Origin of the sequence: Labrys wisconsinensis (assembly GCF_030814995.1) — a bacterium.
GTDB classification, from domain to species: domain Bacteria; phylum Pseudomonadota; class Alphaproteobacteria; order Rhizobiales; family Labraceae; genus Labrys; species Labrys wisconsinensis.
Map to the genome: position 1 here is coordinate 1 of NZ_JAUSVX010000007.1, position 12697 is coordinate 12697.

Sequence of the window (12697 nt, forward strand, 5' to 3'; positions counted from 1 at the left end):
ACATGCGCCGTCGAGATCGTGATCCCGCGCGCCTTCTCCTCGGGTGCCTTGTCGATCTGGTCATACGCCGTGAACGTCGCACCGCCCGTCTCGGCGAGAACCTTCGTGATCGCTGCCGTCAGAGACGTCTTCCCATGGTCGACGTGCCCGATCGTCCCGATGTTGCAGTGCGGCTTGTTGCGCTCAAATTTCTCTTTGGCCATCTCGCCCGTCCCTCATGACGTCTCATGTGAGCTGGGACCCGGCCCAGACATCGCAAAAACGGCGGCTGGTTACTGTGGAATCCGGTATGGTTCAAGCAGGAAGTTGCGAAGCGCGGCCGCTGGCGCCGATCAGGCGCCCGCAGGCGATGAATCTGGAGCGGGTGAAGGGAATCGAACCCTCGTATTCAGCTTGGAAGGCTGCTGCTCTACCATTGAGCTACACCCGCACGCAGAACCGGTCGGAGATGGTGGAGGGGGTTGGATTCGAACCAACGTAGGCTGAGCCAACGGATTTACAGTCCGTCCCCTTTAACCACTCGGGCACCCCTCCATCACGCCGTCCGCGACGAACCGCGGACGAAAAGCCGCCGCAGTGGCTCGGCGGCCTTTCGAGGGCGTGGTTATGGTGAGAGCGGCGAGGCCTGTCAACCGGAAAAGGGTGCGCTTGCGCACGGATCGCACATCCGTCCGTATCGCGACGCCGCGGTCGCGGCAGGAGCGCAGGGGCACCCCATGCCGCCGCGGCCCAACAAAGGGCTTTCCCGCAGCCTCGCGCCGTGCCAATCGGCTGGAAGGACGCAGGATCGGACATCCTGCCGGAGCACGGGCGGCATGAGCGGCAGGCCACGCGGGGGACGCGGACACGAACGGCGCGAGGAGACGAGGCGCATCGCCCCCGACATCGTCGTCCTCTACGGCTGGCATCCCGTACGGGAAGCGCTGCAGAACCCGGCGCGGCGCCTACGCCGGCTGCTCGCCACCGAGAACGCCCTGCGCCGGCTGCAGGAGGAGCGCGTCGAGCTCGGCCTGGCGCCGGAGATCGTCCGCCCCGGCGAGATCGACCGGCTGCTGACGCCCGACGCGGTGCACCAGGGCCTCTATCTCGAAGCCGATCCCCTGGCCGCCCCCGCCTTCGGCGACCTCGGTCCGAACGACGTCGTGCTGGTGCTCGACCAGATCACCGATCCCCACAATGTCGGGGCGATCGTGCGCTCGGCCGCGGCCTTCGCCGTGGCGGCGATCCTCACCACCGAGCGCCATTCCCCCGCCGCCACCGGCGTGCTGGCCAAGGCCGCCTCGGGCGGCCTGGAGCACGTGCCGATCGTTCACGTGCGCAACCTCGGCGACACGCTCGACGAGATGGGCGCCAACGGCGTCCTGCGCGTCGGCCTGGATTCGGAGGGAGCGGCCGTCCTCGACGAGACGCCCCTGCGCGGCCCGCTGGCTCTGGTGCTGGGCGCCGAGGACAAGGGTCTGCGCGTCCGCACCCGCTCGCTGTGCGACGCCCTCGCCCGCCTCGACATGCCCGGGGCGATCAAGAGCCTCAACGTCTCCAATGCCGCCGCCCTGGCGCTTTACGTCGCCCGCCGCGCCCTGCCGCCGGGAGGGCGGCGGCCATAGGCCCACCGGCTCGCCAGCGCGTGCCGCGGGCGACCACGGCCGGCGGCGCATGACGGCGGCGAATCGTCCGCTCGGCCAGCCTTGCGGGGAGGGCTGCCCGCTCGGCACGCCGCCGGCGGCCGCCCCCGGCGGTCTCGGATCGCCGGGGCGCCTCGTCGCGCTCATGTGCGTTGCCGATCTCGGCCCGCTGCCGGCGCCCGCTGCAGGATTTCCGCGTCCCGCCCTCGGGTCGGACGCGGCAATCCTGCAGACCTGGCCCAGGCCCCGGCAGAGCGGCTCGATGGGACCAACGCGCCGGTCAGTTGCAGACCTGCACGTCGCGGATTCCGGCCGCCGTCGATTGCGGCGCCCAGTAGCAGCCCAGATCAGCCGCGAGCGGAGCCCCGCCGTTCGGCGCCGTGCCCAATGGCGTCGCGGGAGCGGCGGCCGCCGGTGGGTCGGAGTGGTGATGGTGGTGACCGCCCTCGCCCCGATGCGCCCAGGCGGCAGGCGGAGCCGCGAAGGCCCCGGCGGCCAGCGTCAAGACAATGATAGCAATGCTTCTGCGCATGATAGATCCCCTTCGCACGCCCGCAGCAACACTGCGACCATGCTGTTGTCCATGATGACCATACCGGCGATATCGGATGAAATCCTCCACCGGCATCGCCACATTTGCTCCAAATCATGGGCAACAATGTGGAGTCTTCTGACAAATACATGATACAAATCGATCAATAGTCAGCACTTTCTCGTGATATTAAGGTGATTGTTTCTTATTATAAGAAGATTACGCGCCGATATTGCAGCTCATCGCCGTCTTTGCGGCTGGCAAGACCACCTGTCGGCGCCGCAACCCGGCCCGCGTGTCGCGGTTGCAGCCCGCGGCATGCGCCGCGGTCACGCCAACGTGCCTGCGGGTCACCATGGCCTCACCCCGACGTGATCGGGCATCAAGCCGAGTTGAGAGGGTGTGACCGGCTCCGGCCGGCCTGCCGGTCCGCGTATGATCGGAGGAGCGCGGCGCCGTCCGTCCGCCGCAGCATGCCCGCGTCCCGCCCTCGGATCGATCGCGGCAATCCTGCAGCCCCCGGCAGAGCCGCAGCGAGCGGAGCATCGCCGTCCGGCATCGTGCCGATCACCGCCGGCAGCCCGATCGTGCCAGATGGGTCGGGATGCGCGTCACCGCCCGGGCCACGGCGGTGGTTCCAGCCACGCTCGGTCGCTGCCGCCGGCAACGCGCGACGCGACCGGAGGGACGGCGGCAGACCCGACGGTCGGAGCCAGAACGACCGCAGGGCCCGAGCTACGCCTGGCGCAAGGCGCGTTCGGGCGGAAGCGCCGCTTTGCTCCGACGCCTTGTTTCGACGCGTCTTTGCGAGTCTTGGCGAGTCCGCCCAATCGCAACACGCTTTAGCGGCGATCCTCCAGGGCGGTCCTGTCCGGCGATGCCGGAGCGGCCTGCGGCTCGGCCGGCGTCGCCGGCGCAAAATCCATGCTCTCCAGATTGGGGCGCGGCACCGGCAGGGCGATCCGCGCCTGCGCGACCTTGGGCTGGGCGGCCGGCACGATTTTCGGCAGAGCCGCCGGCGCCTGGCCCGGTTTCCTCGCGGGATCGGCGAGCCTGGCACCGGCAGGCCGGACATCGGCCGGCTTGACGCCGCCGGGCTTGACGGGTGTCAGGGCCGCATCGCGGGTCAGCCTGGGCCTCGGCGCAATGCCGGGCAGCGCCGAATTCGGCGCAATGCCGGGAACCACGACAGGCTCCGCCCCCACGGGAGCCGGCGGCCGCAGCGCCTCGATCCGGTTGCGCGGCCGGGGCCGCGGCGGCGGTGCGACGTCATCGGGAACCACGTCCGGTCCCGGGGCATAGCGCTCGCCGTATTCGTCCTCGGGATAGACGATGATCACCTCGCCGTCCGGCGTGCGGACGGCCATGCCGCCGTCGCGCGGAGCGGGGACGAACCGGTGCGGCCGGCGCGGCACGTAGACCGGCGGCGGGTCGTCGTCATACCAGCCGGGAAGTGTGGGGAAAGCGTCGAACCAGCCCGCCTGCGCGCTTGCCAGCGGCGCCAGAAGGGCGGATAAAAGACTGACGGACCAAAGATGTAGGGACAACGCTTTCATCTTTGCTTCCTCGACGCCTGCTTGATCCCGGGCACGCCTTTGCCCGGCCCGGGCATCGGCGCGTGTCAACGATGTCTTAACGCCTAAGCTCCGATCGGGGCCAAAAAAAGAAACGGGCCGCCTAATTCGGCGGCGGAGGAAAGCAAGCGGGCGCGCCCCGCCAACTCGTGTGTCGGACCGGCCGCCGATCGAGGCGACGGGAGACCGCCGCCGGGTGACGGGAAACCGCCGCCGGGCGACGGAAGACCGCCACCGGAGCGATGCCGGCCAGCCGCCGAATATCCAACCCGCGACGCCCGCTCCGGACGCATGCAAAGGAGCCGGCGAGACTTGTCCCCGATTCCGGCCCGCCGGCCGCAGGGCAACCGGGAGATGCCGGAGACCGGGAGGTTCAACAGCAGAGGCAAGCCGATGAGTGTCATGTCCACGATGCCGGCGCAGGACGATGCCAGCCGGCCGATGTCGTCCGAGGAGAAGCGCGTGATCTTCGCGTCCTCGCTCGGCACCACCTTCGAGTGGTACGATTTCTATCTCTACGGTTCGCTGTCGACCATCATCGCCAAGCAGTTCTTCGCCGGCCTCAACGAGACCGCCGCGTTCCTGGCGGCGCTGCTGGCCTTCGCCGCCGGCTTCCTGGTGCGCCCCCTGGGGGCGCTGGTGTTCGGCCGGGTCGGCGACCTCGTCGGGCGCAAGTACACCTTCCTCGTCACCATCACGCTGATGGGCCTGTCGACCTTCCTCGTCGGCATCATCCCGGGCTATCTCGCCATCGGCGTGCTGGCGCCCACCGTGCTGATCCTGCTGCGCATCATCCAGGGCCTGGCGCTCGGCGGCGAATATGGCGGAGCCGCCACCTATGTGGCCGAGCACGCGCCGCGGGGGCGGCGCGGCTACTATACCGGCTGGATCCAGACCACGGCCACCGCCGGCCTGTTCCTGTCGCTGATCGTCATCCTCGGCACCCGCAACCTGATGGGCGAGGCGGCCTTCCAGGACTGGGGCTGGCGCATTCCCTTCCTGGTCTCGGTGCTGCTGCTGGCGATCTCGGTGTGGATCCGCCTTCAGCTGGCGGAGAGTCCGGCCTTCCAGCGGATGAAGGACCAGGGCACGCGCTCGAAGGCGCCGCTGACGGAAGCCTTCGGCCAGTGGAAGAACCTGAAGATCGCGATCATCGCCCTGTTCGGCCTGGTCGCGGGCGAGGCGGTGATCTGGTACTCCGGCCAGTTCTACGCCCTGCTCTACCTGACCAAGACGCTGCGCGTCGACCCGACCATGGCCAGCATCCTGCTGGCGATCGCCCTGGCGATCGGCACGCCGTTCTATGTGCTGTTCGGCGGGCTGTCGGACCGGATCGGCCGCAAGCCGATCATGCTGGCGGGCTTCCTCCTGGCGGCCGTGTTCTACCTGCCGATCTTCAAGGCCATCACCCATTATGCCAACCCGGCGCTGGAGACCGCGCTCGCCACGTCCCAGGTGACCGTCATCGCCGATCCCGCCGACTGCAGCGTGCAGTTCGATCCGGTGGGCAAGGCGCAGTTCACCACCTCCTGCGACGTCGCCAAGAACTTCCTCGCCAACGGCTCCGTCGCCTACGTGAACCAGACGGCGCCAGCCGGCACGGTGGCGAAGATCAAGATCGGCGACGCGGAGGTCGCATCCTATAGCGCGACCGGCCTGGATGCCGCGGCGGCCAAGGCCAAGGCCGCCGAGTTCTCGGCCACGGCCTTCCAGGCGCTGAAGGCGCACAATTATCCGGTGTCGGTCAAGACCGAGCCGATCAGGAACCCGGACGGCACCCCCGCCAAGAACGCCGACGGCAGCGACCAGACCAAGACCAGCTACGCCATGGCCCCGGCCGACCCCGCCGGCATCAACAAGCCGATGCTGGTGCTGGTGCTGACCGTCCTGGTGCTGCTGGTGACCCTGGTCTACGGCCCGATGGCGGCAGCGCTGGTGGAGCTCTTCCCGACTCGCATCCGCTACACCGGCATGTCGCTGCCCTACCATATCGGCAACGGCTGGTTCGGCGGCATGGTGCCGTTCGTGGTCTTCGCCATGGTCGCGTCCAACGGCGACATCTATTACGGCCTGTGGTACCCGATCGTGGTGGCGGCGGCGACCTTCGTCATCGGCCTCCTCTTCGTGCCGGAGACCAAGGACCGCGACATCTACGCCAACGACTGAGACCCGCCCGTCCGGCCTTTCCGGTCCGGGCGGGCCCTTGCCGGAGCCGGTCGACTCGACGCATCTCATCGGCGCCGGCGATTCGTCGCGCCGGCTCCGCCCGAAAATGCCCCAATGACGTGCTGATGCTCGGGGGCCAGGGAATCGGCTCCCGAGGAGAACAGCATGAGGCCAGCCAACTCCGCCATCGCATCGCTCCGGGTCCTGGCGGCCCTTGCGGCAGCGGCGGCCCCGATCCTGGCGGACCCCGCCGTCGCCGCGCCTTGGCAGTCGCGCACCTCGGACCAGAACAGCGTCGATGCCATCGGCCTGGCCGCGGCCAGCGACGGCACCCCGGCCGGCCGATTCGACGGGCTGGTGCTCTTGTCGGTCGCCTGCACCGACGACGACGGCAACGCGCTGCGGGCGCCTTCCGTCAGCTTCCTCGCCTATTCGCAGGCGGCCAAGCGGCCGCGCGACGTCACGGCGACGCTGTCGGTCGGCGGCAGGAGCTTCACGCTCGCCGGCCGCGCCTACAAGGACACGCCCTATTATTTCGAGGTGCGCTCGGTGCCGCGCGGCTTCCTGCAGGCGGCGGCGGCGGCCTCGAGCATGACGGCCGCGATCAAGCCGGGCGACCTCGCCTCGACCTTCGACATGACCGGCGCCAAGGATGTGCTGGGCACCGAGCTCGGCAAGTGCCGCCGATAGGCTCGTGGCGTGCCTGACCGTCGTGCCGGAGGCATACCCGAAGCATCGAACCGGCCGAGGCCCCGGAGGGCGCGCGACCGGCGCTCCGGCCGCAGCCGTTCGGGCACGGCATGGCCGGTCTGCGCCTGCTCGCACCAATCTTGTCTATATTTTTGATAGACATTATCAAAGGCACCCGGCAATATCGCCGTGATGCACCGGCGGCGGTCCGGGCGACACGTCGCGGATCGGACCTCGCGCTCCGATTCGGCATGTGCCGCCAAGTCCTTGATGCTCCCACCGGATTTTCGGAGACGCCGCAGCGTCTCCGGCGATCCGGCGGCGCCCGTCGTCCATCCGCATTGCTTCAGTTCGGGCCGACATGATGAACGCCATTGCCAAGCAACCCCTCCCCCTCGCCGACGCGGGCGCAGCGCTCAAGGAAGCGATGCGCCATCTCGTCGGCGGCGTCAGCGTCATCACCGCGGGCACCGGGGAGGAGCGGACCGGGCTGACGGTGACGTCCGCCACCTCGCTTTCGGTCGATCCGCCGACGATGATCGTCTGCGTCAACCGCAACGCCTCGTCCTGGCCGGTGATCCAGCGCCATCGCCATTTCGTGGTGAACATCCTGGCCGCCCATCACCAGGCGGTGGCGGACCGGTTCGCCGGCCGCGGCGGCGTCAAGGGCGCCGAACGCTACGCCGAAGCGCGCTGGCGCACGCTCGCCACCGGCGCGCTGGCGCTGGAGGATGCGCTCGCCGCCATCGACTGCGAGGTGGAGGAGATCATCGAGCGCCACAGCCACGGCATCATCATCGGCGCCGTGCGGGCGCTGACCATCGCGCCGACCCCGTCCGCCCCGCTCGTCTACGGCCGCGGCCGCTACGGCACCTACGCCGCCTGATTCCGGAGCCTTCCATGACCGTTCCCGCGGTGCCGCCGTCCGAATCCGCCGCCCCGACCTTCGACCTCGAGCCCGATGCCCGCGTCATCGGCTCCGACGCGGAGGCGATCGCCATCGCCCGGGAGCTCGCCGCCGAATTCGCCCCCGGCGCCGCCGCGCGCGACCGCGAGCGCCGCCTGCCCGCGGCCGAGCTCGACCGCTTCTCCAAGAGCGGGCTGTGGGGCGTCACCGTGCCCAAGGCCCATGGCGGGGCCGGCGTCTCGACGGTGACGCTGACCGAGGTGATCAAGCTGATCTCGGCCGCCGATCCCTCGATCGGCCAGATCCCGCAGAACCACCTCGCCGCGCTGGACGCGATCCGCTTCGCCGCGAGCGACGCGCAGAAGGAGCTCTGGTTCGGCCGGGTCCTCCGGGGATATCGGCTGGGCAACGCCTTCTCCGAGGCCAAGAGCCGCCATGTCGGCGCCTTCGAGACGACGCTGACGCCCGACGGCGAAGGCTATCTCGTCAACGGCGACAAGTTCTACGCCACCGGCGCCCTGTTCGCCCATTACCACCATATCGGCGCCATCGGCCCGGACGGGAAGGTCTACCTCGCCATCGTGCCGCGCGGCGCGCCGGGCCTCACCATCATCGACAACTGGTCCAGCTTCGGCCAGCGCACCACCGCCAGCGGCAATGTGCTGCTGCGCAACGTGCGCGTCGGCCCGGAGGGCGTCATCCCAGCCTATCTCGGCGGCGAGCGGCCGTCCTCCAACGGCTCGGTGTCGCAGATCATCCAGGCGGCGGTCGATGCCGGCATCGCCCGCGGCACCATCGACGACACCATCGCCTTCGTCCGCCGGCATACGCGGCCCTGGATCGACAGCGGCCAGGAGCACGGCTACGAGGACGTGTTCTCCATCGCCCAGATCGGCGACCTCAAGATCAGGCTGCACGCCGCCGAGGCGCTGCTGGAGGAGGCGGGCCTGGCCGTCGACCGCATCATCGCCGAGCCGACCGACGAGGGCGTCGCCGCCGCTGCCGTCGCGGTGGCGGAGGCGAAGGTGCTGACCACCGAGATCGCCATCCTCGCCACCAACAAGCTGCACGAGCTCGCCGGCACCCGCTCGACGCTCGGCGAGTACAATCTCGACCGGCACTGGCGCAACGCCCGCACCCACACGCTGCACGACCCGGTGCGCTGGAAATATTTCCACGTCGGCAACCACGTGCTGAACGGCGTCGCTCCGCCCCGCCACGCCTGGAGCTGACGGAGCGCCCGCGCCGCTGCCCCCCGAATCGCAGGTTTCAACCATGTCCGCCGCTCTCGCCGCCATCCTCGACGAAGACCCCTTCCCGGTTCCCCCGCCCCGCGGCCGGCCGGCGCGCCGCATCCGCGACGATGCCGAGGCGATCGCCGTGGCGCGCGAGGTGGCGCGGACCATCGCCGCCGGCGCCGTGGAGCGCGACCAGGAGCGCCGCCTGCCCTATGAGGAGATGGACCTGATCTCCGACGCCGGCCTGCTCGCCATCACCGTACCGAAGGCCTTCGGTGGCGCGGGCGTGGCCAGCGGCACGGTGGCCGAGGTCATCGCCATCCTCTCGGCCGCGGACGGCTCGATCGGCCAGATCCCGCAGAACCACTTCTTCATCCTGGAGGCGCTGCGGCTGGAGGGCAGCGAGGCGCAGCAGCGCTTCTTCTACGCGCGCATCCTCGACGGCGAGCGCATCGGCAACGCCCTGTCCGAGCTCGGCACCAGGACGGCGCAGGATCACGCCACCCGCCTCGGCCGGACGGCGGAAGGCCTGCGCCTCAACGGCCGCAAGTTCTATTCGACCGGGGCGCTGTTCGCCCATTGGATCGCCGTCGTCGCCAATGACGACGAGAACCGCAGCACCATCGCGCTGGTGCCGCGCGACAGCGCCGGCCTGACCGTCGTCGACGACTGGTCGGGCTTCGGCCAGCGCGTCACCGGCTCGGGCACGACCATCCTCGACAATGTCGCCGTGCATCCCTTCGCGGTGATCTCGCTGCGCGCCGTGTTCGAGCGCCCGACCTCGATGGGGCCCTTCGCGCAGATCATGCATGCCGCGGTCGAGCAGGGCATCGCCCGCGCCGCCCTGGACGAGACGATCCGCTTCGTCACCACCCGCTCGCGGCCGTGGAAGGATGCCGGCGTCGACCGTGCTTCCGACGATCCCTACACCGTCGCCGAGGTCGGCGAGCTCAAGATCCGCCTCGACGGCTCGCAGGCACTGCTGACCCGCTCCGGCCGCTTCGTCGACGCGGCGCAGCACGCCCCCTCGACCGAGGCGGTGGCGGCCGCCTCGGTGGCGGTGGCCGAGGCGAAGGTGGCCTCGACCGAGGCGGCGCTGCAGATCGCCTCCAAGCTGATCGAGCTCGCCGGCTCGCAGGCCACGCTCACCCGGCACGGCCTCGACCGCTTCTGGCGCAATGCCCGCACCCACACGGTGCACGACCCGATCCGCTGGAAATACCGCGCCATCGGCGACTACTGGCTCAACGGCATCAATCCGCCGCGGCACGGGGCGATCTGAGCCCGCCCGTGCCACAGCTCCAACGACGCGACGATCCATGACCGACCAGCTCGACCTCCCGCCGCCCGCCGCCGCCACCGACGTCCTGTGGTTCCTGCCCACCCACGGCGACGGGCGCTATCTCGGCAGCGAGGTCGGCGCACGGCACGTCTCGCTGCCCTACCTCACCCAGATCGCCAAGGCGGCGGACGACCTCGGCTATTACGGCGTGCTGCTGCCGACGGGCCGCTCCTGCGAGGACAGCTGGGTGGTGGCCTCGGCCATGGTGCCGCAGACGCAGCGCCTGCGCTTCCTGGTGGCGGTGCGCCCGGGCATGACCGAGCCCGCCTTCGCCGCGCGCATGACGGCCACGCTCGACCGCCTGTCGAACGGGCGCCTCCTGATCAACGTCGTCACCGGCGGCGACCCGGTCGAGCTCAAGGGCGATGGCGTGTTCCACGAGCATGACGAGCGCTACGAGGTCACGGACGAATATCTGCATGTCTGGTGCAAGCTGCTGCAGGGCGAGGAAGTCACCTACAAAGGCAAGCACCTCGCCATCGAGAAGGGCAAGCTGCTCTATCCCCCGGTGCAGCAGCCCTATCCGCCGCTCTATTTCGGCGGCTCCTCCACCGCCGGCAACGAAGTGGCGGCCAATCATGTCGACGTCTATCTCACCTGGGGCGAGCCGCCGGCGGACGTGGCCCAGAAGCTCGCCAAGGCCAAGGCCTTCGCCGCGGCGCGCGGGCGGACCTTCTCCTACGGCATCCGCCTGCACGTGATCGTGCGCGAGACCTCGGCCGAGGCCTGGAAGGCGGCGGACGAGCTGATCTCCAAGCTCGACGACGACACCATCGCCACGGCGCAGAAGGCTTTCGCCCGGATGGATTCGGTCGGCCAGAGCCGCATGTCGCAGCTGCACGGCGGCAAGCGCGACAAGCTGGAGGTCTCGCCCAACCTGTGGGCCGGCGTCGGCCTGGTGCGCGGCGGCGCCGGCACCGCCCTGGTCGGCAATCCCGACGAGGTGGCGGCGCGGATGAAGGAGTACATGGCGCTCGGCATCGACCGCTTCATCCTCTCCGGCTACCCCCACCTGGAGGAGTGCTACCGCTTCGCCGAGCTGGTGTTCCCGAAGCTGCCGCTGAAGGCGACCACCGGCAACGACCTCGGCCCGGCCCGCAATGCCGGCCCGTTCGGCGAGGTGATCGCCAACGTGGTCGCCCCCTCCCACCGCAAGGCGGCGGCGGGCTGAGGCGGAATCCAGTCGCGGGCTTGCGCCCGGCGCGACATCCGCGTTCCATGCCAGACGCCACCGCGACAGCCCAGCCCATGCCCAAGCCGATCCGCCTCAACGCCTTCGAGATGAACTGCGTCGCGCACCAGTCGCCGGGACTGTGGCGCCACCCGCGCGACCGCTCGCACGAGTATAACCGCCTGCCCTACTGGATCGAGCTGGCGCAGACGCTGGAGCGGGGCCTGTTCGACGGGCTGTTCCTGGCCGACGTGCTCGGCATCTACGACGTGTTCGGCGGCGGGCCGGAGGCGGCGCTGCGGCATGCGACGCAGGTCCCGGTCAACGACCCCCTGCTGCTGGTCCCGGCCATGGCGCAGGCGACGCGCCACCTCGGCTTCGGCGTCACCGTCAACCTCTCCTTCGAGCCGCCCTACCCCTTCGCCCGGCGCATGTCGACGCTGGACCATCTGACCGAGGGCCGGATCGGCTGGAACGTCGTCACCGGCTATCTCGACAGCGCCGCCAAAGGCGCCGGCCGGGATCGCCAGACCGCGCATGACGACCGCTACGCCGTGGCGGAGGACTATATGGAGCTGGTCTACAAGCTCTGGGAAGGAAGCTGGGCCGACGACGCCGTCGTGGCCGACAAGGCGGCCGGCCTGTTCACCCGGCCGGAGCGGGTGCGACGGGTCGCCCATGAGGGCCACTTTCGCCTCGACGCCCTGCATCTCAGCGAGCCCTCGCCGCAGCGCACGCCGGTGATCTACCAGGCCGGCACCTCGCCGGCCGGCCGGACCTTCGCGGCGCGGCACGCCGAATGCGTGTTCATGTCGGGGCCGTCGAAGACCGTGGTCGCTCCGCGCGTCGCCGCCATCCGCGAGCTCGCGGCCGGGCTCGGCCGCGACGGCGCGGGCATCCTGATGTTCACGCTGGCGACGGCGATCGTGGCGCCGACCGACGCGGCGGCGGCGGACCTGCTGGCGGAGTACCGCCGCTACGCCGACCCGGAAGGGGCGTTGACGCTGATGTCGGGCTGGACCGGCATCGACTTCTCCCGGCTCGACCCCGATGAGGTGGTCGAGCACGTCCAGAACGAGGCCGGCCGCAGCGCCCTGGAGAACATCACCCGGGCCGACCCCGGCCGGCGCTGGACCGTGCGGGAGGTTGGCGAGCACGTCTCGATCGGCGGCATCGGCCCGATCTTCGTCGGCTCGCCGACAACCGTCGCCGACCAGATGGAGAGCTGGGTCGAGGAGACCGGCATCGACGGCTTCAACCTCGCCTTCGCCGTGCGGCCGGAGACCTTCGCCGCGGTCTCGGACCTGCTGGTGCCCGAGCTGCAGCGCCGCGGCCGCTACAAGAGCGCCTATGCGGAGGGATCGCTGCGCCGCAAGCTGTTCGGGCGCGACCGCGTCGACGACAGCCATGCCGCGGCCCGGCACCGGTTCGTGTGAAGCCGGCCTGATCCCAGCC

At 70.1% G+C, this 12697-nt stretch carries 10 protein-coding genes and 2 tRNA genes; 8 read left to right on the forward strand and 4 right to left on the reverse strand.

Annotated elements, in window-relative coordinates; all coding sequences use genetic code 11:
* The 3 genes from QO011_RS18705 to QO011_RS18715 form a co-directional block, all read right to left on the reverse strand.
* A partial coding sequence (locus tag QO011_RS18705) for a GTP-binding protein (RefSeq protein ID WP_307274957.1) occupies positions 1–203 on the reverse strand: 203 nt, incomplete at its 3' end.
* 153 nt (positions 204–356) lie between these two features.
* Positions 357–430 (reverse strand) — tRNA-Gly (locus QO011_RS18710).
* 19 nt (positions 431–449) lie between these two features.
* A tRNA-Tyr gene (locus QO011_RS18715) sits at positions 450–534 on the reverse strand.
* 281 nt (positions 535–815) lie between these two features.
* Here QO011_RS18715 and QO011_RS18720 point away from each other — a divergent pair.
* Positions 816–1604, forward strand: coding sequence for a TrmH family RNA methyltransferase (locus QO011_RS18720; RefSeq protein ID WP_307274958.1), 789 nt, complete (start codon positions 816–818; stop codon positions 1602–1604).
* A gap of 1392 nt (positions 1605–2996) precedes the next feature.
* On the opposite strand, the gene QO011_RS18725 is transcribed toward QO011_RS18720, so the two are convergent.
* A complete protein-coding gene (locus tag QO011_RS18725) occupies positions 2997–3701 on the reverse strand; it encodes a hypothetical protein (RefSeq protein WP_307274960.1) in 705 nt (234 codons plus the stop codon).
* A 429-nt stretch (positions 3702–4130) separates the two neighbouring features.
* Here QO011_RS18725 and QO011_RS18730 point away from each other — a divergent pair, with 429 nt between their 5' ends.
* The 7 genes from QO011_RS18730 (at position 4131) to QO011_RS18760 (ending at position 12678) form a co-directional block, all read left to right on the forward strand.
* Positions 4131–5894, forward strand: coding sequence for an MFS transporter (locus tag QO011_RS18730; protein ID WP_307274962.1), 1764 nt, complete (start codon positions 4131–4133; stop codon positions 5892–5894).
* A gap of 165 nt (positions 5895–6059) precedes the next feature.
* Positions 6060–6584 carry a hypothetical protein gene (locus QO011_RS18735; protein ID WP_307274964.1) on the forward strand — a complete coding sequence of 175 codons (525 nt, stop codon included), beginning with the start codon at positions 6060–6062 and terminating at the stop codon, positions 6582–6584.
* A 364-nt stretch (positions 6585–6948) separates the two neighbouring features.
* Positions 6949–7470, forward strand: coding sequence for a flavin reductase family protein (locus QO011_RS18740; RefSeq protein ID WP_370881984.1), 522 nt, complete (start codon positions 6949–6951; stop codon positions 7468–7470).
* Positions 7471–7484: 14 nt separating this feature from the next.
* Positions 7485–8723: an SfnB family sulfur acquisition oxidoreductase gene (locus QO011_RS18745; protein WP_307274967.1), complete on the forward strand. Its 1239-nt coding sequence runs from the start codon at positions 7485–7487 to the stop codon at positions 8721–8723.
* A 43-nt stretch (positions 8724–8766) separates the two neighbouring features.
* On the forward strand, positions 8767–10011 hold the full coding sequence (locus tag QO011_RS18750) for an SfnB family sulfur acquisition oxidoreductase (protein ID WP_307274968.1): 1245 nt from the start codon (positions 8767–8769) through the stop codon (positions 10009–10011).
* Positions 10012–10048: 37 nt separating this feature from the next.
* Entirely contained in the window at positions 10049–11242 is a 1194-nt protein-coding gene (gene ssuD, locus QO011_RS18755; protein WP_307274970.1) for an FMNH2-dependent alkanesulfonate monooxygenase, read from the forward strand.
* A gap of 77 nt (positions 11243–11319) precedes the next feature.
* Positions 11320–12678, forward strand: a complete 1359-nt coding sequence (locus tag QO011_RS18760) for an LLM class flavin-dependent oxidoreductase (RefSeq protein ID WP_307274972.1) — start codon at positions 11320–11322, stop codon at positions 12676–12678.
* Positions 12679–12697: the final 19 nt, after the last annotated feature.

Bases quoted from the DNA above. Each gene is read 5' to 3' on its own strand.
- QO011_RS18720 (WP_307274958.1), top strand. From the start codon at position 816: ATGAGCGGCAGGCCACGCGGGGGACGCGGACACGAACGGCGCGAGGAG.
- QO011_RS18730 (WP_307274962.1), top strand. From the start codon at position 4,131: ATGTCCACGATGCCGGCGCAGGACGATGCCAGCCGGCCGATGTCGTCC.
- QO011_RS18735 (WP_307274964.1), top strand. From the start codon at position 6,060: ATGAGGCCAGCCAACTCCGCCATCGCATCGCTCCGGGTCCTGGCGGCC.
- QO011_RS18740 (WP_370881984.1), top strand. From the start codon at position 6,949: ATGAACGCCATTGCCAAGCAACCCCTCCCCCTCGCCGACGCGGGCGCA.
- QO011_RS18745 (WP_307274967.1), top strand. From the start codon at position 7,485: ATGACCGTTCCCGCGGTGCCGCCGTCCGAATCCGCCGCCCCGACCTTC.
- QO011_RS18750 (WP_307274968.1), top strand. From the start codon at position 8,767: ATGTCCGCCGCTCTCGCCGCCATCCTCGACGAAGACCCCTTCCCGGTT.
- ssuD (WP_307274970.1), top strand. From the start codon at position 10,049: ATGACCGACCAGCTCGACCTCCCGCCGCCCGCCGCCGCCACCGACGTC.
- QO011_RS18760 (WP_307274972.1), top strand. From the start codon at position 11,320: ATGCCCAAGCCGATCCGCCTCAACGCCTTCGAGATGAACTGCGTCGCG.